Source organism: Streptococcus sp. CCH5-D3 (assembly GCF_001556435.1).
In the GTDB taxonomy this organism is placed as follows: domain Bacteria; phylum Bacillota; class Bacilli; order Lactobacillales; family Streptococcaceae; genus Streptococcus.
On sequence record NZ_LSIW01000037.1, the window covers coordinates 113,319 to 138,742 of the forward strand.

General features: G+C 39.8%; 12 protein-coding genes and 1 pseudogene. All 13 read left to right on the forward strand.

Going from position 1 to position 25,424, the window contains the following annotated elements; genetic code table 11:
* Nucleotides 1–208: 208 nt before the first annotated feature.
* The 13 genes and pseudogenes from AX662_RS01970 to metA all read left to right on the forward strand — a co-directional run bounded on the left by AX662_RS01970 (nucleotide 209) and on the right by metA (nucleotide 25,386).
* Complete coding sequence (locus tag AX662_RS01970; protein ID WP_060971475.1) at nucleotides 209–4,684, forward strand: glycoside hydrolase family 70 protein; 4,476 nt, start codon at nucleotides 209–211, stop codon at nucleotides 4,682–4,684.
* 426 nt (nucleotides 4,685–5,110) lie between these two features.
* A complete protein-coding gene (locus tag AX662_RS01975; RefSeq protein ID WP_060971476.1) occupies nucleotides 5,111–9,667 on the forward strand; it encodes a glycoside hydrolase family 70 protein in 4,557 nt (1,518 codons plus the stop codon).
* Nucleotides 9,668–9,902: 235 nt separating this feature from the next.
* Nucleotides 9,903–14,702, forward strand: coding sequence for a glycoside hydrolase family 70 protein (locus AX662_RS01980; protein WP_060971477.1), 4,800 nt, complete (start codon nucleotides 9,903–9,905; stop codon nucleotides 14,700–14,702).
* A gap of 139 nt (nucleotides 14,703–14,841) precedes the next feature.
* Nucleotides 14,842–16,011 (forward strand): annotated as a pseudogene (locus AX662_RS01985) (FtsW/RodA/SpoVE family cell cycle protein); the annotation flags it as partial.
* Nucleotides 16,012–16,388: 377 nt separating this feature from the next.
* Complete coding sequence (gene hflX / locus AX662_RS01990) at nucleotides 16,389–17,627, forward strand: GTPase HflX (RefSeq protein WP_060971501.1); 1,239 nt, start codon at nucleotides 16,389–16,391, stop codon at nucleotides 17,625–17,627.
* Complete coding sequence (locus AX662_RS01995; RefSeq protein WP_060971479.1) at nucleotides 17,620–18,261, forward strand: hypothetical protein; 642 nt, start codon at nucleotides 17,620–17,622, stop codon at nucleotides 18,259–18,261. Before hflX ends, AX662_RS01995 begins: the two co-directional genes overlap by 8 nt.
* Before the next feature lie 31 nt (nucleotides 18,262–18,292).
* Nucleotides 18,293–19,222: a ribonuclease Z gene (rnz, locus tag AX662_RS02000; protein WP_013990735.1), complete on the forward strand. Its 930-nt coding sequence runs from the start codon at nucleotides 18,293–18,295 to the stop codon at nucleotides 19,220–19,222.
* On the forward strand, nucleotides 19,222–19,989 hold the full coding sequence (locus AX662_RS02005; protein WP_060971480.1) for an SDR family NAD(P)-dependent oxidoreductase: 768 nt from the start codon (nucleotides 19,222–19,224) through the stop codon (nucleotides 19,987–19,989). The genes rnz and AX662_RS02005 overlap by 1 nt, the downstream gene beginning before the upstream one ends.
* Before the next feature lie 11 nt (nucleotides 19,990–20,000).
* Nucleotides 20,001–20,711, forward strand: coding sequence for a class I SAM-dependent methyltransferase (locus AX662_RS02010; protein ID WP_060971481.1), 711 nt, complete (start codon nucleotides 20,001–20,003; stop codon nucleotides 20,709–20,711).
* A gap of 1 nt (nucleotide 20,712) precedes the next feature.
* Nucleotides 20,713–21,117 carry a GNAT family N-acetyltransferase gene (locus AX662_RS02015; protein ID WP_060971482.1) on the forward strand — a complete coding sequence of 135 codons (405 nt, stop codon included), beginning with the start codon at nucleotides 20,713–20,715 and terminating at the stop codon, nucleotides 21,115–21,117.
* Nucleotides 21,118–21,427: 310 nt separating this feature from the next.
* Entirely contained in the window at nucleotides 21,428–23,629 is a 2,202-nt protein-coding gene (gene recJ / locus AX662_RS02020; RefSeq protein WP_060971483.1) for a single-stranded-DNA-specific exonuclease RecJ, read from the forward strand.
* 121 nt (nucleotides 23,630–23,750) lie between these two features.
* Nucleotides 23,751–24,269 (forward strand): adenine phosphoribosyltransferase, encoded by a 519-nt coding sequence (locus AX662_RS02025; protein WP_002890753.1) that lies wholly within the window; start codon nucleotides 23,751–23,753, stop codon nucleotides 24,267–24,269.
* 172 nt (nucleotides 24,270–24,441) lie between these two features.
* Nucleotides 24,442–25,386, forward strand: a complete 945-nt coding sequence (gene metA / locus AX662_RS02030) for a homoserine O-acetyltransferase MetA (protein ID WP_060971484.1) — start codon at nucleotides 24,442–24,444, stop codon at nucleotides 25,384–25,386.
* Nucleotides 25,387–25,424: the final 38 nt, after the last annotated feature.

Genomic DNA, 25,424 nt, shown 5'->3' on the forward strand with positions numbered 1-25,424 from the left:
AAAAATTTTCCTAAAAATAGAAAAAAACTACCGTTTTCGATATTCGGTAGTTTTTAATGATTGTCGAAATGTTTTTCAATTTACATTATGATTAAAAATTGAAATGACTTGATAAAGACTCGAAATGGCTGAAAAAAATATGCTATAATGAAATTGTTTGAATTATGTAGATTTCATTCAAACTAGGAAAATGAAAAGAGGACCTAAAATGGGAAAAAAGGTACATTATAAGCTTCACAAAGTTAAGAAGCAGTGGGTGACGATTGCCGTCACTTCGGCAGCACTTGCCTCTATCGTAGGTGGTGCTACAGTTGCCAATCAAAAGGTTTCAGCTGATGAAACAACTCAACCAGTTGCCTCTACGACAGCTGAAAGCGATGTTGTCGTTGAAACGCATGAAGTAGCCGCTCCTGCAGCAACTGCTACGACAGATGCGACAGCAACAACAACTGACAAGGCTGCTGATACTGCAACGGTCGAAACTCCTGCGGCAGCAACCACTGCAGCAGATACAACTACTAATACTGCAACACCAGCAACAACTGATCGTGCAGCAGTAGCAAATGGTGCGACAACAGAAACACCAGTTGCAGCAGCGACAGATACAACGCTTACAGTAGCTGAAAAACCAAAATCTGGTGTTACTGAAAAAGAAGAAACAGCAGCACTCTCTTTGGACAACATCAAACAAGTTGATGGTAAATACTATTATGTCAAAGAAGATGGTTCATACAAAACAAATTTTGCTGTTTCAGTAAATGGCCAGTTACTTTACTTCGGTAAAGACGGTGCTTTGACAAGCACATCAACACACTCATTCACACCAGGTACAACTAATCTAGTTGATGCTTTCTCTTCACATAATCGTGCTTACGATTCTAAGAAAGAAAGCTTTGAGTTGGTAGATGGTTATTTGACACCTAATAGCTGGTATCGTCCAGTCACTATTTTGGAAAATGGTGAAAAATGGCGTGTATCAACTGAGAAAGACTTCCGTCCACTTTTGATGGCATGGTGGCCTGATGTAGATACACAAGTTGCCTACCTCAATACTTTCTCTAAACACTTTAACCTTAACGCAACTTATTCAACCAGCCAAAGTCAATCTGAATTGAATGCAGCTGCTAAGACAATTCAAATTAAGATTGAACAAGAAATTTCAGCTAAAAAATCAACTGAATGGCTTCGTCAAGCAATTGAGTCTTTTGTAAAAGAACAAGACCAGTGGAATACTACAACTGAAAACTATACCCTTGCTGACCACCTTCAAGGGGGAGCTCTTCTTTATATCAATAATGACAAGACACCTTGGGCAAATTCTGATTACCGTTTGCTTAACCGTACACCAAGTAACCAAGATGGTTCTCTAAATGGTACAGGAAGATACTTGGGTGGTTATGAATTCCTACTTGCCAATGACGTTGATAACTCAAATCCAGTTGTGCAAGCTGAGCAGTTGAACCAAATTCACTATCTTGTGAACTGGGGATCAATTGTTATGGGTGATAAGGATGCTAACTTTGATGGTATCCGTGTTGATGCAGTTGACAATGTCGATGCAGACCTTCTCCAAGTTTATACAAACTACTTCCGTGCGGCCTTTGGTGTGGATAAATCTGAAGCCAATGCACTCGCTCACATTTCTATCCTTGAAGCTTGGGATTTAAATGATAATGCTTATAATCAAAAACATGATGGTGCAGCCCTTGCCATGGATAATAACCTTCGTTATGCAATTATGGGTGCACTTTATGGATCGGGCTCTTCATTGAAAGATTTGATTACTAGCAGTTTGACAGACCGTACAAATAATAGTAAGTATGGAGATACACAAGCTAACTATATCTTTGCGCGTGCTCATGATAACCTTGTTCAAGATATCATTCGTGATATTGTTCAAAAAGAGATCAATCCAAAATCAGATGGTTATACCATGACTGATGCTGAATTGAAACGTGCCTTTGAAATCTATAATGAAGATATGAAGAAGGCAGAAAAACGTTATACTATTAACAATATTCCAGCTGCCTATGCTTTGATTCTTCAAAATATGGAGCAGGTAACTCGTGTTTATTATGGAGATCTTTATACGGATAACGGCCAATATATGGCTACCAAGTCTCCTTACTACGATGCTATCACAACGCTCTTGAAGAACCGTATGAAATATGTTTCAGGTGGACAATCGATGAAAGTCGACACGTTCAATGGAAAAGAAATCTTGTCATCTGTTCGTTACGGTAAAGATATTATGACTGCTGACCAAACTACGGGTGTAGCAGAAACAAGTAAACATTCTGGTATGTTGACCCTTATTGCCAATAATCAGGATTTCTCACTGGGTGATGGTACTTTGAAAGTTAACATGGGTAAACTTCATGCTAACCAAGCCTACCGTCCATTACTTCTTGGTACTGATAAGGGAATTGTCACTTACGAAAATGATGCAGCAGCAGCTGGAAAAATTAAATACACTGATGCTGAAGGGAACTTGACTTTCAGTGGAGATGAAATCAAGGGGTATCGAACTGTTGATATGAGAGGTTATCTTGGTGTTTGGGTACCAGTAGGTGCACCTGATAACCAAGATATCCGTGTTAAAGGTTCAGATAAGAAACTTGACAAGACATTTTCTGCTACTGAAGCATTGGACTCACAAGTTATCTATGAAGGTTTCTCAAACTTCCAAGATTTTGTTGAAAAAGATAGCCAATATACTAATAAATTGATTGCAGAAAATGCAGAACTCTTCAAGTCATGGGGAATCACATCATTCGAGATGGCTCCTCAATTTGTATCGGCTGATGACCGTACCTTCCTTGATTCTGTTATCCAAAATGGTTATGCCTTTACTGACCGATATGACCTTGCCATGAGCAAGAATAACAAATACGGTTCTAAAGAAGATCTTCGTGATGCACTTAAAGCCCTTCACAAGCAAGGTATTCAAGCAATTGCTGACTGGGTACCAGATCAACTTTACCAATTGCCAGGACAAGAAGTTGTAACAGCAACACGTGCTAATAGTTATGGTACTCCAAAGGCCAATGCTTATATCAATAACACTTTATATGTTGCAAATTCTAAATCATCAGGTAAGGATTTCCAAGCTCAATATGGTGGTGAGTTCCTTGATGAGCTCCAAAAGAAATATCCACAGTTGTTTGAAGATGTGATGATATCAACTGGTAAGAAGATTGATCCATCTGTTAAAATCAAGCAATGGTCTGCTAAGTACATGAATGGTACTAATATCCTTGGTCGTGGTAGTCGTTATGTTCTCAGCAACGATGCTACTGGTCGCTACTATCAAGTTACTGATAATGGTATCTTCTTGCCAAAACCTTTGACAGATCAAGGTGGTAAGACAGGTTTCTACTATGATGGTAAGGGTATGGCCTACTTTGATAATAGTGGTTTCCAAGCTAAGAATGCCTTCATTAAATATGCTGGAAATTACTATTACTTCGATAAAGAAGGTTATATGTTAACTGGTCGTCAAGATATCGATGGTAAGACTTATTTCTTCTTGCCAAACGGTATCCAGCTTCGTGATTCTATTTATCAACAGGATGGTAAATATTATTACTTTGGTAGCTTTGGTGAGCAGTACAAAGATGGTTACTTTGTATTCGATGTACCGAAAGAAGGTACTTCAGAAACAGAAGCTAAATTCCGTTATTTCTCACCAACTGGAGAAATGGCTGTTGGCTTGACTTATGCTGGTGGAGGATTGCAATACTTTGATGAAAATGGCTTCCAAGCTAAAGGTACTAAGTATGTTACTCCAGACGGAAAACTCTACTTCTTCGATAAAAATTCAGGTAATGCCTACACAAATCGTTGGGCTGAAATCGATGGTATCTGGTATGAATTCAATGATCAAGGCTATGCACAGGCTAAGAAGGGTGAATTCTACACAACAGATGGCTCAACATGGTTCTACCGTGATGCAGCTGGTAAAAATGTGACAGGTGCCCTTACTTTGGATGGTCACGAATACTACTTCCGTGCAAATGGTGCCCAAGTTAAAGGTGAATTTGTTACTGAAAATGGCAAGATTAGCTACTACACTGTAGATAATGGTTACAAGGTTAAAGACAAGTTCTTCGAAGTAAACGGCAAGTGGTACCATGCTGATAAGGATGGTAACCTCGCCACAGGTCGTCAAACAATTGACCACCTTAACTATTACTTCAATGCTGATGGAAGCCAAGTCAAATCTGATTTCTTCACTCTTGATGGTGGTAAGACATGGTACTATGCCAAAGATAATGGTGAAATCGTGACAGGTGCCTATAGCATTGGCGGTAAAAACTATTACTTCAAAGAAGATGGTAGCCAAGTTAAAGGTGACTTTGTTAAGAATGCTGACGGTTCACTTTCATACTATGATAAAGATTCAGGGGAGCGTCTCAATAACCGTTTCTTGACAACTGGTAACAATGTTTGGTACTACTTCAAAGATGGTAAGGCTGTAACAGGACGCCAAAATATCGATGGTAAAGAATATTACTTTGATCATTTGGGACGTCAAGTTAAAGGTAGCCCAATCAGTACACCAAAAGGAGTGGAATACTACGAATCAGTTCTTGGAGAACGTGTGACAAACACATGGATCACTTTCCAAGACGGTAAGACTGTCTTCTTCGATGAAAATGGTTATGCTGATTTTGATAAATAATCAATCAATCTAATCTTAATCTGAGAGATTAAGTGAAAAACGATATGATTTGACATGAATTTATAGGTGAAATTTCTTGAAAACGAGAATCGTTTAAAGAAATTTTGCCTTTTTTTGCTCCTTAAAGAAAAAAATCTGACAAATATCAATTTTGAGTCAGAATCGTTGTAAAAGCCATTGTATCAAGGGGGTTGACGATTTTTATAGAAAATAGTTTCACTTATCAAATGATATGAAAATGAGAATTGAAAACATATGAAATAGGTGTGTTACAAAACTTTTCTAATATTACTGTTATGTTACATATAATTTATAAAAAAACAATTAATTTGAGAAATAGTTAGAAAATAATGATATAATGTAATTGTTTGAAATCGGATAGATTTCAGTCTGATTTTGACAAATAAAATCACGGGGAAAATTATAATGGAAAATAAGGTACACTATAAGCTTCATAAAGTTAAGAAGCAATGGGTTACAATTGCAGTTGCCTCTGCAGCACTTGCTACTGTCGTAGGAGGATTGTCTGCAACAACATCTTCAGTTTCAGCGGATGAAACTCAAGATAAGACAGTAACTCAACCAAATTCAGATACAACAGCCGACTTAGTTACTTCTACAGAAGCAACCAAAGAAGTCGATAAACGTACAAATACAAAAGAAGCAGATGTTTTAACGCCTGCTAAAGAAACAAATGCTGCCGAAACAGCAACTACAACGAACACACAAGCAACAGCTGAAGCAGCTACAACAGCAACAACTGCTGATGTAGCAGTGGCAGCTGTTCCAAATAAAGAAGCAGTTGTGACAACAGATGCACCAGCTGTTACAACTGAAAAAGCAGAAGAACAGCCAGCTACCGTCAAGGCTGAAGTCGTCAATACAGAAGTTAAAGCTCCTCAAGCTGCTTTGAAAGATTCAGAAGTGGAAGCAGCACTTTCTTTGAAAAACATCAAATACACTGATGGTAAATATTACTATGTTAATGAAGATGGTTCACACAAAGAAAACTTTGCCATTACTGTAAATGGTCAATTGCTTTACTTCGGCAAAGATGGCGCCCTTACAAGTTCATCAACACACTCTTTCACACCTGGAACAACAAATATTGTTGATGGTTTCTCAATCAATAACCGTGCCTACGATTCATCTGAAGCAAGTTTTGAATTGATTAATGGTTATTTGACTGCTGATAGCTGGTACCGTCCAGTTTCTATCATCAAAGATGGTGTGACTTGGCAAGCATCAACTGCAGAAGATTTCCGTCCACTTTTGATGGCTTGGTGGCCAAATGTAGATACGCAAGTTAATTACTTGAACTACATGTCTAAAGTCTTCAACTTGGAGGCTAAGTACACAAGCACAGATAAGCAAGCAGACTTAAATCGTGCTGCTAAGGATATCCAAGTTAAGATTGAACAAAAGATTCAGGCTGAAAAATCAACACAATGGTTGCGTGAAACTATCTCTGCCTTTGTTAAGACACAACCACAGTGGAACAAAGAAACTGAAAACTATTCAAAAGGTGGAGGAGAGGATCACCTTCAAGGTGGAGCCCTTCTTTATGTGAATGACTCACGTACACCATGGGCAAATTCTAACTATCGTCTTTTGAACCGTACGGCTACTAACCAGACTGGTACGATTAATAAGTCAGTTCTTGATGAGCAGTCTGACCCAAACCACATGGGTGGCTTCGACTTCTTGCTTGCTAATGACGTAGACTTATCTAACCCAGTTGTTCAAGCGGAACAATTGAACCAAATTCACTACCTTATGAACTGGGGTTCAATTGTTATGGGTGACAAGGATGCTAACTTCGATGGTATCCGTGTCGATGCGGTAGATAATGTCAATGCTGACATGCTTCAACTCTACACAAACTATTTCCGTGAGTACTATGGTGTAAATAAATCTGAGGCGCAAGCTCTTGCTCATATCTCAGTTCTTGAAGCGTGGAGTCTTAACGACAACCATTACAATGACAAGACTGATGGTGCTGCGCTTGCCATGGAAAATAAACAACGTTTGGCCCTCCTTTTCTCATTGGCTAAACCAATTAAGGATCGTACACCAGCTGTAAGTCCTTTGTATAACAATACTTTCAATACGACTCAACGCGATTTTAAGACTGACTGGATTAACAAAGATGGAAGCACTGCCTACAACGAAGACGGTACAGCTAAACAGTCTACAATTGGTAAATACAATGAGAAATACGGAGACGCGTCAGGAAACTACGTCTTTATCCGTGCCCATGATAACAACGTTCAAGATATTATTGCTGAAATCATTAAGAAAGAAATCAATAAAAAATCAGATGGTTTCACTATCTCTGATTCTGAAATGAAGCAAGCATTTGAAATTTACAACAAAGACATGCTCAGCAGCAATAAGAAATATACCTTGAATAACATCCCTGCAGCTTATGCTGTAATGTTGCAGAACATGGAAACGATCACTCGTGTCTACTATGGAGACCTTTATACAGATGACGGTCACTATATGGAAACTAAATCACCATATCACGACACCATCGTTAACTTGATGAAGAACCGTATCAAGTATGTATCTGGTGGACAAGCGCAACGTTCTTACTGGTTGCCAACTGATGGTAAGATGGACAATTCAGATGTTGAACTTTACCGCACAAGTGAAGTCTACACTTCAGTACGTTATGGTAAAGACATCATGACAGCTGACGATACAGAAGGTTCTAAATACAGCCGTACCTCTGGTCAGGTAACTCTTGTAGTGAATAATCCAAAATTGACTTTGCATGAGTCAGCTAAACTTAATGTTGAAATGGGTAAAATCCATGCCAACCAGAAATACCGTGCTTTGATTGTTGGTACAGCTGATGGTATCAAGAACTTTACATCTGATGCAGAGGCAATCGCAGCAGGTTACGTGAAAGAAACAGACAGCAATGGTGTCTTGACTTTCGGCGCTAATGACATCAAGGGTTATGAAACATTTGATATGTCAGGTTTCGTAGCAGTTTGGGTTCCAGTCGGAGCTTCAGATGATCAAGATATCCGTGTAGCACCTTCAACAGAAGCTAAAAAAGAAGGCGAATTGACCCTTAAAGCGACTGAGGCTTATGATTCACAATTGATCTACGAAGGATTCTCAAACTTCCAAACTATCCCGGATGGTTCAGATCCTTCAGTCTATACTAACCGTAAGATTGCTGAAAATGTTGATTTGTTCAAATCATGGGGCGTAACATCATTTGAAATGGCACCACAATTTGTATCTGCCGATGACGGTACCTTCCTTGACTCAGTTATCCAAAATGGTTATGCCTTTGCAGATCGTTATGATCTTGCCATGAGTAAGAACAATAAATATGGTTCTAAAGAAGATCTTCGTGATGCTCTTAAAGCCCTTCACAAAGCGGGTATCCAAGCAATCGCTGACTGGGTTCCAGACCAAATTTACCAATTGCCAGGTAAAGAAGTCGTAACAGCGACTCGTACTGACGGTGCAGGACGTAAGATTGCAGATGCTATCATTGATCACTCACTTTATGTAGCTAACTCTAAGTCATCAGGTAGGGATTACCAAGCTCAATATGGTGGCGAATTCTTAGCTGAACTTAAAGCTAAGTACCCTAAAATGTTCACGGAAAACATGATCTCAACTGGTAAACCAATTGATGATTCTGTTAAATTGAAACAATGGAAGGCTAAATACTTCAACGGAACAAACGTTCTTGACCGCGGTGTTGGCTATGTACTTAGCGATGAAGCAACTGGTAAATATTTCACTGTCACTAAAGAAGGTAACTTCATTCCTCTTCAATTGACAGGAAATGAAAAGGCTGTTACTGGGTTCTCAAATGATGGTAAGGGAATCACTTACTTCGGTACAAGTGGTAATCAAGCTAAATCTGCCTTTGTTACTTTCAATGGAAATACCTATTACTTTGATGCACGTGGTCACATGGTTACAAATGGTGAATACTCACCAAATGGTAAAGATGTTTATCGTTTCTTGCCAAATGGTATCATGTTGAGCAATGCCTTCTATGTTGATGCTAACGGTAATACTTACCTTTATAACTATAAAGGTCAAATGTACAAGGGTGGTTACACTAAATTTGATGTAACTGAAACTGATAAAGATGGTAATGAATCTAAGGTTGTGAAATTCCGTTACTTCACTAATGAAGGTGTCATGGCTAAAGGTCTTACTGTTATCGATGGTTCCACACAATACTTTGGTGAAGATGGTTTCCAAACTAAAGATAAGTTAGCAACCTATAAAGGTAAGACTTATTACTTCGAAGCTCATACTGGTAATGCTATCAAGAACACTTGGAGGAACATCGATGGTAAATGGTACCACTTCGATGAAAATGGTGTTGCCGCTACAGGTGCTCAAGTTATCAATGGTCAAAAACTTTACTTTAATGAAGATGGAAGTCAAGTTAAAGGTGGCGTTGTTAAGAATGCAGATGGTACTTATAGTAAGTACAAAGAAGGTTCTGGAGAGCTAGTGACTAACGAATTCTTCACAACTGATGGCAATGTTTGGTACTATGCAGGCGCTAATGGTAAGACTGTTACAGGTGCTCAAGTTATCAATGGACAACACCTCTACTTTAATGCAGACGGAAGCCAAGTTAAGGGTGGTATTGTTAAGAATGCAGATGGTACTTATAGCAAGTATGATGCTGCAACAGGTGAACGCTTGACTAATGAGTTCTTCACAACAGGAGACAACAATTGGTACTATATCGGTGCTAATGGTAAGTCAGTGACTGGTGAAGTTAAAATTGGTGACGATACTTATTACTTTGCTAAAGATGGTAAACAAGTAAAAGGGCAAACAGTAAGTGCTGGCAATGGTCGAATCAGCTATTACTATGGTGATAGTGGTAAGAGAGCTGTTAGCACATGGGTAGAAATTCAACCAGGAGTTTACGTTTACTTTGATAAGAATGGTCTTGCTTACCCACCTAGAGTGCTAAACTAATTGATTTAAAAAGGAGAACTTCGGTTCTCTTTTTTATATTTTCTAGGAAAAGGTTCTTTTTGAAAAATACCCTTTCAAGTCGCTTACATGACGGATTTTTAATTTAATATTAAGATGGTAAAAAAGTCATTAAAATAAGTTGTATTAAGTTTTTTTGATAGTGAAAAATGATATAATAAGTAAGTCTTTAAGGTGTAGATTTTAAGACAAAAAATATATTGGGGAAAAATTGAATATGGAAAATAAAGTACGCTATAAACTGCATAAAGTGAAGAAGCAGTGGGTTACTTTGGCTGTCGCTTCAGCAGCTTTGGCTACCATTGTAGGTGGTAGTGTTGCCACATCTTCACTCACCTCTGCAGAAGAAATAAATAATACTAATGGATCACCTTCAACAACTACAGTCGGGGAAAATACAAATCCTGTGGTTGAAAAAGAGGTAGGCACAACAACTGAGGTAGGAAATACTTCAAATGCCACAACAACAGAGCGAGCAGCAGTTACTGCTGACAAACCAGCTGAAACGACTGTTCAACCAAATTCAGGAACAACTAGTGATAGAGCTGCAGCAGTAGAGGTTGAAGCCAAACCTGAAACGACTGCTAAGCCAGAAGTTGCTGCTAAACCAGAAACTGCTACAACATCGGAAGTAGCTGCAAATGCTGGAGTAGCTGCTCCAACGGCTGAGAAGTCTAAAGAGCTTTCTGAAGCTGAGATTAAGGCTGCAGTCTCACTTGATAATATTAAAAAGGAAAAAGATGGTAAATATTACTATCTTCTAGAAGATGGATCACACAAGAAAAACTTTGCCATTACTGTAAATGGTCAGGTCCTTTATTTTGATGAAAATGGTGCCCTTTCAAGCACATCAACTTATTCATTCACACAAGAAACAACAAATCTTGTTACTGATTTTACAAAAAATAATGCTGCCTATGATTCAACAAAAGCAAGCTTTGAACTTGTTGATGGTTATTTGACAGCAGATAGTTGGTACCGTCCAAAAGAAATCCTTGAAGCTGGTACAACTTGGAAAGCGTCAACTGAAAAAGATTTCCGTCCACTTTTGATGTCTTGGTGGCCTGATAAGGATACTCAAGTAGCTTACTTGAACTACATGACTAAGGCTCTTAGCAACGGTGAAGAAACAAAAGATGTCTTTACGATTGAAAATTCTCAAGCTAGTTTGAATGCCGCTGCTCAAATCATCCAACGTAAGATTGAAGTTAAGATTGCTGCTAATAAGTCAACAGACTGGTTGCGTCAGTCAATCGAGGCCTTTGTTAAAGACCAAGATAAATGGAATATTAACTCTGAATCTCCAGGTAAAGAACACTTCCAAAAAGGAGCTCTCCTCTTTGTTAATAGTGATTTAACGAAGTGGGCTAACTCAGACTACCGTAAACTTGATCAAACAGCGACAAGCCGTTTGGCAAAAGACAAGATCAAGAGTGGTAGTGATGCTGGTTATGAGTTCTTGCTATCAAGCGATATCGACAACTCAAACCCAATTGTGCAAGCTGAAATGCTTAACCAATTGTATTACTTCATGAACTGGGGACAAATCGTCTTTGGTGACAAGGACAAAGATGCTCACTTTGATGGTATCCGTGTTGATGCAGTGGACAATGTCAGCATCGATATGCTTCAATTGGTGTCTTCATACATGAAGGCAGCCTACAAGGTAAACGAGTCTGAAGCACGTGCCCTTGCTAATATCTCAATTCTTGAAGCTTGGTCTCAAAATGACCCATATTATGTTGACGAACACAATACAGCTGCCCTTTCTATGGATAATGGTCTCCGTTTGTCTATTGTTCATGGATTGACTCGTCCGGTAACGAATAAGGGTACAGGTGCACGTAATGCATCAATGAAGGACCTTATTAACGGTGGTTATTTTGGTCTTTCAAACCGTGCGGAAGTTACCTCATATGATCAACTTGGTTTTGCAACCTACCTCTTTGTTCGTGCACACGACTCAGAAGTTCAAACGGTTATCGCAGACATTATCAGTAAGAAAATTGATCCTACAACAGATGGTTTCACATTCACATTAGACCAATTGAAACAGGCTTTCGACATTTATAATGCGGATATGTTGAAAGTTGATAAGGAATATACACACTCAAATATCCCTGCTGCCTATGCTTTGATGCTTCAAACAATGGGTGCAGCAACTCGTGTATATTACGGAGACTTGTATACTGATAACGGTCAATACATGGCTAAGAAATCACCATACTTTGACCAAATCACGACACTTCTTAAAGCTCGTTCTAAATATGTAGCCGGTGGACAAACATCTTATATCCATAACCTTGCTGGTGATGGCGTGTCATCTGCTAAAGACAACAAAGAAGTTCTTGTCTCTGTCCGTTACGGTCAAGATTTGATGTCTAAGACAGATACAGAAGGTGGAAAATACGGCCGCAATTCTGGTATGTTGACCCTTATTGCTAATAACCCAGATTTGAAATTAGCAGATGGTGAAACGATTACTGTAAATATGGGTGCAGCCCACAAGAACCAAGCCTACCGTCCACTCTTGCTTGGTACGGATAAAGGTATCGTGTCATCATTGAATGATTCAGATACTAAGATTGTTAAATATACAGATGCACAAGGAAATCTTGTCTTCACAGCTGATGAAATCAAAGGCTTTAAGACTGTTGATATGAGTGGTTACCTTTCAGTTTGGGTACCAGTAGGTGCGACTGACGATCAAAACGTTCTTGCTAAACCATCAACAAAAGCCTACAAAGAAGGGGATAAGGTTTATAGCTCTTCTGCAGCCCTTGAAGCACAAGTGATTTACGAAGGTTTCTCAAACTTCCAAGACTTTGTTAAAGAAGACAGTCAATATACTAATAAATTGATTGCAGCTAATGCAGACCTCTTCAAGTCATGGGGCATTACGTCATTTGAAATTGCACCTCAATATGTCTCATCTAAAGATGGCACTTTCCTTGATTCTATTATTGAAAATGGTTATGCCTTCACAGACCGTTATGACTTTGCCATGAGCAAAAACAATAAATACGGTTCAAAAGAAGACCTTCGTGATGCCCTCAAGGCTCTTCACAAACAAGGTATTCAAGTCATTGCTGACTGGGTTCCAGACCAATTGTATACTCTCCCAGGTAAAGAAGTAGTGACAGCTACTCGTACAGATACACATGGTAAGGTGCTTGATGATACTAGCTTGGTTAATAAACTCTATGTGACAAATACTAAGTCATCAGGAAATGATTTCCAAGCACAGTATGGTGGTGCCTTCCTCGACAAACTTCAAAAACTTTATCCAGAAATCTTCAAAGAAGTTATGGAAGCGTCAGGTAAGACAATTGATCCATCTGTGAAGATTAAACAATGGGAAGCTAAGTACTTTAACGGTACAAATATCCAAAAACATGGTTCTGACTACGTTCTCAGCGATGGTAAATTGTACTTCACCGTTAACGATAAAGGTACCTTCCTTCCAGCAGCCTTGACTGGTGATACAAAAGCTAAAACTGGATTTGCTTATGATGGTACAGGGGTAACTTATTACACAACATCTGGTACTCAAGCTAAGAGTCAATTTGTGACATATAATGGCAAACAGTACTACTTTAACGATAAGGGTTACCTTGTAACTGGTGAACAAGCTATCGACGGTTCAAACTATTTCTTCTTGCCAAATGGTGTTATGTTTACTGATGGTGTTATTAAAAATGCCAAAGGTCAATCATTGGTTTATGGTAAGTCAGGTAAATTGACGACTCAAACTGGTTGGAAAGAAGTTACCGTTAAAGATGATAGTGGTAAGGAAGAAAAATTCTATCAATACTTGTTCAAAGGTGGAATCATGGCCACAGGTTTGACTGAAGTAGAAGGTAAGGAAAAATACTTCTATGACAATGGTTACCAAGCTAAAGGTATCTTCATTCCTACAAAAGACGGCCATTTGATGTTCTTCTGTGGTGATTCAGGTGAACGTAAGTACTCAGGCTTCTTTGAACAAGATGGTAACTGGTACTACGCTAATGATAAGGGCTATGTTGCCACTGGATTTACTAAGGTAGGTAAACAAAACCTTTACTTCAATGAAAAAGGTGTTCAAGTTAAGAACCGCTTCTTCCAAGTTGGTGATGCCACATACTATGCAAACAATGAAGGTGATGTTCTTCGTGGTGCCCAAACCATCAATGGTGACGAGCTCTACTTTGATGAGTCAGGTAAGCAAGTTAAAGGTGAGTTCGTGAACAATCCTGATGGTACGACTTCATACTACGATACAATCACAGGTGTGAAACTTGTTGATACATCACTAGTAGTTGATGGTCAAACCTTTAATATCGATGCTAAGGGTGTTGTGACTAAGGCACATACACCAGGCTTCTATACTACTGGGGACAATAACTGGTTCTACGCAGACTCACATGGTCGTAATGTGACAGGTGCACAAGTTATCAATGGTCAACATCTCTATTTTGATGCTAATGGTCGTCAAGTTAAGGGTGGCTTCGTAACGAACACTAACGGTAGTCGTTCATTCTACCACTGGGATACTGGTGATAAGATGGTTTCTACCTTCTTCACTACTGGTCATGATAAATGGTATTATGCTGATGATAAGGGTAATGTCGTTACTGGAGCTCAAGTAATCAACGGTCAAAAACTCTTCTTTGGTACTGATGGTAAGCAAGTTAAAGGTGGCTTTGCAACAAACGCTAATGGCACTCGCTCATATTACCATGGGGCTACCGGAGATAAGTTAGTATCAACTTTCTTCACTAGCGGAGACAATAACTGGTATTATGCTGATGCTAAAGGAGAAGTAGTTGTTGGCGAACAGACTATCAACGGCCAACACCTCTACTTTGACCAAACTGGTAAACAAGTGAAGGGTGCCACAGCTACGAATCCTGATGGATCAATCTCTTACTATGATGTCCATACAGGTGACAAGGCTATTAATCGCTGGATTCGAATTCCTTCAGGGCAATGGGTATACTTCAATGCTCAAGGTAAAGGTTACGTGTCAAATTAAGATTAATGAATGAAAGAAGTCAATCACTTTTGTGGTTGCTTTTTTCGTAAAAAATTGTCAAACTTTTATACATTCAGGTCATTTGTCTGGCCAAAAAGTGGTATAATAACTCTTGCTAAATCTTTATTTTGGAGTACACATGGCTAAGTCAAAAAATACTATTGAAAGTCGGATAGATTACTCGATTCTCTTGCCAGTCCTTATCCTACTACTGGTTGGTCTGGTCTCGGTATTTATCGCGACAAATTTTGATTACCCAAAGAATCTTGTGCAAGTCATGTCTCAGCAAGTACTATGGATTTTTCTAGGTTCAGTACTTGCTTTTGTTGTCATGTTATTTAATACAGAGTTTCTTTGGAAGGCAACCCCCTGGCTCTATATGTTTGGCCTGGGGCTTATGGTTCTACCTCTCGTTTTTTATTCACCTGCTTTGGTTGCCTCGACAGGGGCAAAAAACTGGGTCAGCATTGGATCAGTCACCCTTTTTCAACCATCAGAATTTATGAAGATATCCTACATCCTTTTTCTTTCGAGAATAGGTGTTTGGGCTAAACAAGGAAAGGAAGTAACTGAACTTCAAGATGACTGGTTGCTACTTTTCCAATATGTAGCGGTCACGCTTCCTGTCCTAGGTTTACTGGTTCTTCAAGGTGATATGGGGACAGCCTTAGTCTTCCTCGCTATTTTAGCAGGTATAATAGTTGTTTCGGGAATATCCTGGCGTATTATCTTGCCGGTAGTTCTAGCTTTTGCAGTGGGGTTAGGCTTGTTTGTAATGGTATTTACCACAGATTGGGGTAAGGAAGCTATGCTCAAGATGGGGGTACAAACCTACCAGATTAACCGTATCTCAGCTTGGTTGGATCCCTTCACTTATGCAGATGGTATCGCCTTTCAACAGACGCAGGGGATGATTTCGATTGGTACTGGAGGAATCTATGGTAAAGGCTTTAATCATCTGGAGTTGAACGTACCGGTTCGTGAGAGTGACATGATTTTCACAGTTATTGCGGAAGACTTTGGTTTGGTAGGTGGTGGATTGGTTCTTCTAACCTATCTCTTCCTTATTTATCGCATGTTGCGGGTGACATTCAGGTCTAACAATCGTTTCTATACCTTTATTTCGACAGGTTTTATCATGATGATTGTCTTCCATATTTTTGAAAATATTGGGGCAGCAGTGGGAATTCTTCCTTTGACAGGTATTCCTTTACCCTTCATTTCCCAAGGGGGATCATCACTCATCTCTAACTTGATTGGTGTTGGTTTGGTGCTTTCGATGGCTTATCAAACCAATCTCAACGAGGAAAATAAAATTCTCTTGGCAATGTCTCGTCGGATGCGTACGTCTGGAACTAGTCAAGTGAAACCTGTTTCTAAGAGTAAGTCTAAGAAGAACAAGTCTTCGAAGAGTGTTACTAAGGCCTCTCAAGAATTGGGTAAGGCTAAAGATAAGGTTGATAAGGCCACTGAGAAAATGCGTCAAACCATTTCTCAAAATACGCCAAGCATTCATCAAGGCAAGCGTCGTAAGGGTTCAAAAAAGAAACCGACACGTAAACATTAAGAAGAAGCAAGTTGGTTAATCCAACTTGTTTTTCTTTGAAAAAAATTAAGGTCTGTGACCTTTTCTTTGCCCCTGCCTATGGTATAATAGAAGTCGACTATTTCGAAAAGGGGTTTGCTATGATAGAGACAGCCAAACAGCAAGAACGTTCTATTTTAGTAGGTGTTGAATTGCAAGAGACAGAGCATTTTGACATGTCAATGGAGGAACTTGCCAGTCTTGCCAAAACTGCAGGGGCAGAGGTTGTAGCTAGCTATACCCAAAAACGTGAACGCTATGATAGTAAGTCTTTCGTGGGTTCAGGAAAATTAGAAGAAATCAAGGCCATGGTGGATGCGGATGAGATTAGCACTGTCATCGTCAATAACCGTTTAACGCCTCGTCAAAATACCAATCTTGAAGCTGCATTTGGCGTAAAAGTTATTGATCGCATGCAACTAATTCTGGATATCTTCGCCATGAGGGCTAGAAGCCATGAAGGTAAACTTCAGGTACACCTAGCTCAGCTTAAGTACATGTTGCCTCGTTTGGCTGGTCAAGGGATTATGCTCAGCCGTCAAGCAGGGGGCATTGGTAGCCGTGGACCTGGTGAAAGTCAGTTAGAGCTCAATCGTCGTTCGATTCGTAACCAGATAGCCGATATTGAACGCCAGTTAAAGATTGTTGAGAAGAACCGAGAAACCATTCGCGAAAAGCGTGTTGATTCAAGTACCTTTAAAATTGGCTTGATAGGTTACACCAATGCTGGGAAGTCAACAATCATGAACCTTATGACGGATGATAAGCAGTATGAGGCCAATGAACTTTTCGCGACCTTGGATGCAACGACTAAGAAAATTTACTTAAAAGATCAGTTTCAAGTGACCTTGACAGATACGGTTGGTTTTATCCAGGATTTGCCAACAGAATTGGTTGCTGCCTTTAAGTCAACGCTTGAAGAAAGTCGTAATGTGGACCTCCTTTTGCATGTCATTGATGCGAGTGATCCTAATCACGAAGAGCACGAAAAGGTGGTCTTAGACATTCTCAAAGACTTAGACATGACTGATATTCCTCGCCTAGCAATCTACAATAAGATGGATGTAGCTGATAATCTAGTAGCAACAGTCTTTCCTAATGTTCGCCTCTCAGCACGTGACAAGGGAAGTCGTGAGGCCCTCAGAAGACTCTTGATTGATGAAATTCAACAGATTTTTGAACCCTTTAGTATTAAGGTACATCAGGATCAAGCTTATAAACTTTATCAGTTGAGTCAATTGGCCTTGCTAGATAGCTATAGTTTCGAGACAGAAGTGGAAGAAATCACAGGTTATATTTCACCGAAAAATAAATGGAAATTGGAAGAATTTTATGACTGATTATATGGATTTAGCTTTAAAATATGGTGGTTTTACAAGTTTAGATAAGGTCTATCTGGAAAATACCTTGTCAGATCTTTCAGACAGTCAAAAATTGGCCTTCATTACACCACCACCAAGCGTGATTAATGCTTATTTTGCAGAGATTTACCAGAAGCAATCTCCTGAAGCAGCGACGGATTACTACTTGGAACTTTCAAAAGAGTTGAACCTCTTTAACCCTGCACCATCTTTTGATGAGCACAAGCCCTTTATTCGTCTCAATCTTTCAGGAAAATCTTATGGTTTTTGCTATGAAAATGCCGATGAAGTGGCCCTAGTCTTTGCAGAGCATTCAGAGGTTCCAACGGCTAGTATTTTGTTTGAGCTTGCTCAGGTTTTCCCACAGTATAAGGTTTATCTTGAAGGAACTCAAATTAAAATGGCCAAGGTTTACTTTGATGAAGAAGTGTTGGAAGAGTTGACACCAGAGACTCAGTTACTAAGTCGTGTAACTAAACTGAAGGGAAATGTCATTAAGTTGGCTAGCTTTAATCAAGATGAATTAGTGGAACTTTTGTCTCAATATAAAGGGCAAACCGTTTATTATGACTTTGCTCAGCGTGAATGCCTGGCTTATATTGTCCAGAAATAAGAAAAACGATAGATAGAAAGTATAGAAAGTCATGGAATTACAATTTTTAGGGACGGGCGCCGGACAGCCATCCAAGGCTCGTAATGTATCGAGTCTGGTTTTGAAGCTACTCGATGAAATCAACGAAGTCTGGATGTTTGACTGTGGGGAAGGAACCCAACGTCAGATTTTAGAAACAACAATCAAACCTCGTAAAGTTAAAAAAATCTTTATCACACATATGCACGGGGACCATATCTTCGGTCTACCTGGTTTCTTGGCTAGTCGTTCCTTCCAATCTAGTGAAGAACAAACTGACCTTGAAGTTTATGGTCCAGTTGGTATTAAACAATATGTTATGACCAGTCTTCGTACCTCTGGGACACGCCTACCTTACCATGTGCATTTTAAGGAAATTGATGAGCATAAGCTAGGCTTGGTTATGGAAAATGACAAGTTTGCGGTTTATGCAGATAAGTTGGATCACACCATTTTTTGTGTTGGTTACCGTGTGGTTCAAAAGGATCTTGAAGGAACTTTGGATGCTGAGGCCCTTAAAGCAGCAGGTGTGCCATTTGGACCACTTTTTGGTCAAATTAAGAATGGTCAAGATGTGGTTCTTGAAGATGGAACGAAAATCATTGCCAAGGACTTCATTTCCGCGCCTAAGAAAGGTAAAGTTATCACTATCTTAGGTGACACCCGTAAGACAAATGCCAGTGTTCGTCTTGGATTGGGGGCAGATGTCTTAGTTCACGAGTCTACTTATGGTAAGGGTGATGAAAAAATTGCCAAAAGCCATGGGCATTCAACCAATATGCAAGCAGCACAGGTCGCTAAAGATGCATCAGCTAAACGCCTTCTTCTAAATCACGTATCAGCACGTTTCTTGGGGCGTGATATCGGTAAGATGGCAGCAGATGCTAAAACAATTTTCGAAAACACCCACATCGTTCGTGACTTGGAAGAGGTAGAGATTTAATGGCTAAACAACGTATTATTGCTATTACTGGTGCCTCAGGAGGCCTTGCTCAAGAAATTGTCAAGCAGCTCTCACCCAGTGATGGTATTATCCTCTTAGGACGAGACAAGGACAAACTTGAGAAATGTTATCGCCATGTGGAAAATAAAACCTGCCTTGCCATTGACCTTAGAGACGACAATGCTATTAAAAAAATGGTAGATTATCTCTATCAACGATTTGGACGTATTGACGTCTTTATCAATAATGCTGGTTTCGGTGAATTCAAGTCTTATGATAACTACACTAGCCAAGAAGTCCGTGATATGTTTGATATCAATACCTTTGCGACGATGACCTTTTCACGTCTGATGGCTGAGAAAATGGTGGAACAGGGCAATGGGCATATCGTTAATATTGCTAGTATGGCGGGAAAAATTGCGACAGCCAATTCAAGTGTTTATGCAGCGACAAAGTTTGCGGTAATTGGCTTTTCAGATGCCCTTCGTTTAGAGCTTGCTGATAAGGGAGTCTATGTGACAACGGTCAATCCTGGTCCAATTGAGACATCTTTCTTCAATCAAGCTGATCCCTCTGGAGCTTATCTTGAGAGTGTTAAGAAATTTGTCCTCAGTCCTAAATACGTGGCTAAAAAGATTGTCCGTATTCTGGGCAAAAATAAACGTGAAGTCAATCTACCACGACTCTTAGCAGTTGCCCATAAAGGCTATACGCTATTTCCACACATCTCGGACAAACTAGCTACCAATGTGTTTAACTACAAATAGGAGGATACTAGATGGCCGCAAATATCCAAGCGTATTTAGAGAATCTCAAGCAACCCTGGGGTCAAATCTATTATGATATTCTTTTTGACCAATTACAGGACATCAAGGGAAAGCGAGTGATTGATTTTGGTAGTGGCTTTGGCCTTGTAGCCAACCACCTAGCGCAAGAAAATAAAGTCCTTGCTGTGGAGCCTAATGAAGAAATGGTGGCCTTGCGTACCCAAGATCACACCTACCAACAACTAGTCGGAAGTCTGGACCAGTTGGCAAGCCTTGAAGATGCCAGCTTTGATGTCATCCTCTGTCACAACGTTTTGGAATATGTAGAGGATCGCAAGGTGCTTCTCAAGGAATTCATCCGCCTCTTGAAACCAGGAGGCCTGCTCTCTATCGTCAAGCACAATGAAGTCGGCCGAGTCCTACAGACCGTCGTCTTCGAAAATGATACTCAGAAGGCCCTCGATTTACTAGCAGGCCAAGATCTGGAAACCCACTCCATGGGTTTGGCTCAGGCCTATGATCTTGATGCAGTAGTAGAAAATTTAGCTCTTGAAATTAAAGACTACCAAGGGATCCGTGTCTTTTATGCCTTGCAGGACAATCGCTTCAAAGGCCAAGAGGGATGGCGAGAGTCTATGCTTAAGATGGAGCTGGCGGTCTGCCAAAAGTCCCCTTATCGGGATATCGCCTTCTTCCAGCATTATAGGTTAAAAAGGAGTTAAGATGTTAAATTATAAAAAAGAGATTCCAGCGATGACAGACCTACTCGCACTGTACAGTTCAGTCGGCTGGACCAATTATACTAACAATCCAACCATGCTAGAAGAAGCTGTCAAAGCCAGTCTATGGCAGTTGGCGGTCTATGATAAGGAAGAGTTAGTAGCCTACATTCGCTTAGTAGGGGATGGCCATTCTGTCATTTTTGTACAGGACCTCTTGGTGCGACCAGATCACCAGCGACAAGGCATTGGCACGAAACTCTTAGAAGAGGCTTTAGCGACTTTCCCCAATGTCTATCAACGGCTCCTTGCCACTGATCGTAGCGAGAAAAATTTAGCCTTTTACCAATCCCTGGGATTTGTCGAACTTTCAGAGCAAGCTTGTACAGGGATGATTTATAAATATTGATGTAGAGGATTTCCAAATAGGGAATCTTTTTCTTGTTTTTCCTAATATTACTTGAAAATGATAGTAGAATAGAGTTAGTTAACGTAAAGAGGAAAAGGGAATATCTGAGAAAACACAAGTCAAAAAGGGAACAATATCCAGACTATTATTTTGTCTAGAAAAGCAGGTCTTGATTGGAAGTGTACCACGAGTCTAAACACCTTCCGATGTTTGACATTCTCTTTTTAGGAAACTTAGCTTTCTATCCACTATGATAAATTTTTTCATGTTATAATAGATAGACTAGATGACAGGGAGAAAAGATAAAAACATGATTACATCAACGTATGATTGGAAAATAAACACAAAAGAGCCAGATGCTGGCTTTTTTAAACTTGCCAAAGAACATGGACTGGCAGAAACAGCAGCCAAGATTGCCTATGAACGTGGCATTACGACAGAAGATGCTCTTGAAGGCTTTCTAAAGGCTGATTTATCACACCTTCATGATCCTTATCTTCTTCATGATATGGATAAGGCAGTGGCTAGAATTCGTCAGGCCATTGAAAATTATGAGCAAATCTTAGTCTATGGAGACTATGATGCGGATGGGATGACATCAGCATCGATTGTCAAGGAAGCTCTTGAAATGATGGGAGCTGAGGCTCGAGTCTATTTGCCTAACCGTTTCACAGATGGTTATGGGCCAAATGAAAGTGTCTACAAGTACTTTATTGAGCAGGAAGGCATTTCACTCATTGTTACAGTGGATAATGGGGTAGCGGGGAATGAGGCTATCGCTTATGCGCAAGAGCAAGGTGTGGACGTTATCGTTACAGACCATCACAGTATGCCGGCCCAGCTTCCAGATGCCTATGCGATTGTCCATCCAGAGCATCCAGATGCCGATTATCCTTTTAAGTATTTGGCAGGTTGTGGTGTAGCTTTCAAATTGGCAACTGCCCTCCTTGAAACTATTCCTACTGAGATGTTGGACTTGGTAGCCATTGGTACCATTGCCGATATGGTTAGCCTAACGGATGAAAATCGTATTATGGTCAAGGTCGGTCTGGAAATTCTAAAGACTACTGAGCGTATTGGACTGCAAGAGTTACTCCGCATTTCAGATGTAGACCCAACAACGATTTCTGAAGAAACGGTAGGATTTAAACTGGCTCCTCAACTCAATGCCTTGGGGCGCTTAGATGATCCAAATCCAGCCATTGAACTGCTGACCGGATTTGACGATGAAGAAGCCCAAGCCATTGCTTTGGAAATCAATGCTAAAAATGAAGAACGTAAGGAAGTTGTTCAAAAAATCTTTGATGAAGCCATGACTATGGTGGATTTGGATAAACCTGTTCAGGTTTTGGCCAAGGAAGGTTGGCATCCTGGCGTCCTAGGTATTGTGGCGGGGCGTATCATGGAACAAATCAGTCAGACAGTAGTGGTTTTGAATATTGAAGATGGCTTGGCTAAGGGTTCAGCCCGTAGTTTGGAATCTATCAATATCTTCCATGCCCTTGATGACCACCGAGACATCTTTACTGCTTTTGGAGGACATGCTGGAGCGGCGGGGATGACCCTTCCAGAAGAAAATCTTGGACGACTATCAGAGATTTTGTGTCATTTTGTCTACGATAATAACATTGATACGAGTGCCAAAAATACGTTAAATTTAGACGAGGAGCTCCAACTCAGTGAGCTTAGCTTGGATACCATTAAGAGCCTAGAAAAACTAGCACCTTTTGGTATGGATAATAAAAAGCCAGTCTTTTGGCTACATGATATTACCGTTACTCAAGCTAGGACTATGGGACAAAATGGAACCCATCTTAAGTTTAAGGTTAAGCAAGGCAAGGATAGCTTTGATGTTGTTGCTTTTAACAAAGGTAATCTTCTTCAAGAATTCCAACAAGCTCAGGGTTTGGAATTGGCAGTGACCTTGTCTGTTAATGTTTGGAATGGTCAGACAACGCTCCAGCTCATGCTAGAAGATGCACGTGTGGATGGTGTTCAATTATTTGATTTTCGCTCAAAAAATATGGCACTGCCTGAAGGCCTACCAACGGTAGAAGAAGCATCAGACACTGAACCTGCAGTTGTCCTCAACACCCTACCGAATTCAGCGATGGAATTAAAAGAGTGGTTTGACGGTAAGGAATTCCAGGCTATTTATTTTAAGAATAGCATTAAGGAAGCCTATTATCTGACTGGATATGGAACGAGAGAGCAATTTGCAAGGCTCTATAAAACCATTTACCAATTCCCAGAATTCGATGTCCGCTATAAACTGGATGAGCTCAGTCATTACCTTAAAATCGATAAGATACTTCTGATTAAGATGATTCAGATTTTTGATGAATTGGATTTTGTGACTATTGATAATGGTGTTATGACAATCAATAAAGAAGCTGAAAAACGTGAGATTGAGGACAGCAAGATTTTCCAAGATCTTAAACATCTCGTCAAGTTCCAAGAACTTATGGCTTTAGGGACACCACAGGAAATTTATGACTGGCTTTATAAGTAGAACTAGTGCTTAATCTAAAGGATTCATCTCGAAATGAGGGTTAGCATTTTCTAAATCTGAAGATTCATGCTATAATGGTATGTAAATATTTTTTTTGGCGAAAAGCCTATAGGAAGAACAAATGAAATTAGAAGATTATATTGCATCTATTGAAAACTACCCTAAAGAAGGGGTTACTTTCCGTGATATTAGTCCTTTGATGGCTGATGGAAATGCTTATAGCTATGCTATCCGTGAAATCGTTCAGTATGCGACTGACAAGAAGATTGACATGATTGTTGGTCCCGAAGCACGTGGTTTCATCGTTGGATGTCCAGTTGCCTTTGAACTTGGTATCGGATTTGCGCCAGTTCGTAAACCTGGTAAATTGCCACGTGAAGTGATTTCAGCAGATTACGAAAAAGAGTATGGTGTCGATACACTTTGTATGCATGCTGATGCAATCAAACCAGGTCAACGTGTACTTATCGTTGATGATCTCTTGGCGACTGGTGGTACCGTCAAAGCTACAATTGAAATGATTGAGCGCCTAGGTGGTGTCGTTGCTGGCTGTGCCTTCTTGATTGAGCTTGATGGTCTTAATGGACGCAAAGCTATTGAAGGTTACGATACTAAAGTATTGATGAACTTCCCAGGATAAATCTATCTATGAATTAACAAAAGGCCTTTGGGCCTTTTTAACTCTTTTAAAACATAAGTGTTCTCTAAGTATAGGTTAAAGCTATAGCTAACTAGAGAAAATATATATTTGATAACAATACCTCCCCGGTTTATAATATGAAGATAGAATAAATAAGGATGGAGATATTGTTATGCCTATAAAACTTGATAATAAGTTGCCAGCTCTTGATGTATTGCGTTCGGAAAATGTCTTCATCATGGATGAGAACAGAGCTAGTAGCCAGGATATTCGACCAATGGAGGTCTTAATCCTAAATCTTATGCCAACTAAAGAAGTTACAGAAACTCAGTTACTACGTCTTTTAGCTAATACGCCACTTCAAATTAACGTCGAGTTTCTTTATATGGCTAGTCATAAGTCAAAAAATACACATGCCGAACATATGGAAACTTTCTATAAGACTTTTGATGAAATTAAGCATAAGTATTATGATGGTCTCATTGTAACAGGTGCTCCTGTTGAGCAAATGCCATTTGAGGAAGTGGATTATTGGCAAGAATTAACACAAGTTTTTGATTGGTCTAAAAAGCATGTTTATTCAACCCTTCATCTGTGTTGGGGAGCTCAAGCAGGTCTCTATTACAAGCATGGAGTCGACAAGGTTCCATTGTCAGAGAAATTATCTGGAATCTATAAACAAACTGTTGACATGCCTGAAAACTTCCTTATGAATGGCTTTGATGATAGCTTTATGTCACCGCACTCACGCTATACAGAGGTTAGGCTCGAGGATATTAAAAACAAGACGGATTTAGATATTGTTGTGTCAGGACCAGAAGTTGGCTTATCCATTCTAGCAAGTAAGAATCTTCGTGAAGTATATAGTTTTGGTCATTTTGAATATGACCGTGATACTCTGGCAAGAGAATACCGAAGAGATTTGGATGCAGGCATTAATCCAGATGTACCGGCAAACTATTTCCCAGAGGATGATCCAAGTCAGGAGCCTAAACTTCGTTGGAATCTTGCGGCATCTGCTTTCTTTAGCAATTGGATTAACTATGCGGTATATCAAGAAACACCTTATCGTTTAGAAGAGTTGGAAGACGATTTTTCATTCTACGGTTATTTGTAGTAGACAGTCTCAAAGGACTTATGTGAGAGCATTTGACT

Coding starts and splice junctions, on each gene's coding strand:
- AX662_RS02010 (WP_060971481.1), top strand. CDS start 20,001: ATGGCCGCAAATATCCAAGCGTATTTAGAGAATCTCAAGCAACCCTGG.
- AX662_RS01970 (WP_060971475.1), top strand. CDS start 209: ATGGGAAAAAAGGTACATTATAAGCTTCACAAAGTTAAGAAGCAGTGG.
- AX662_RS02005 (WP_060971480.1), top strand. CDS start 19,222: ATGGCTAAACAACGTATTATTGCTATTACTGGTGCCTCAGGAGGCCTT.
- rnz (WP_013990735.1), top strand. CDS start 18,293: ATGGAATTACAATTTTTAGGGACGGGCGCCGGACAGCCATCCAAGGCT.
- metA (WP_060971484.1), top strand. CDS start 24,442: ATGCCTATAAAACTTGATAATAAGTTGCCAGCTCTTGATGTATTGCGT.
- AX662_RS02025 (WP_002890753.1), top strand. CDS start 23,751: ATGAAATTAGAAGATTATATTGCATCTATTGAAAACTACCCTAAAGAA.
- AX662_RS01995 (WP_060971479.1), top strand. CDS start 17,620: ATGACTGATTATATGGATTTAGCTTTAAAATATGGTGGTTTTACAAGT.
- recJ (WP_060971483.1), top strand. CDS start 21,428: ATGATTACATCAACGTATGATTGGAAAATAAACACAAAAGAGCCAGAT.
- AX662_RS01975 (WP_060971476.1), top strand. CDS start 5,111: ATGGAAAATAAGGTACACTATAAGCTTCATAAAGTTAAGAAGCAATGG.
- AX662_RS02015 (WP_060971482.1), top strand. CDS start 20,713: ATGTTAAATTATAAAAAAGAGATTCCAGCGATGACAGACCTACTCGCA.
- AX662_RS01980 (WP_060971477.1), top strand. CDS start 9,903: ATGGAAAATAAAGTACGCTATAAACTGCATAAAGTGAAGAAGCAGTGG.
- hflX (WP_060971501.1), top strand. CDS start 16,389: ATGATAGAGACAGCCAAACAGCAAGAACGTTCTATTTTAGTAGGTGTT.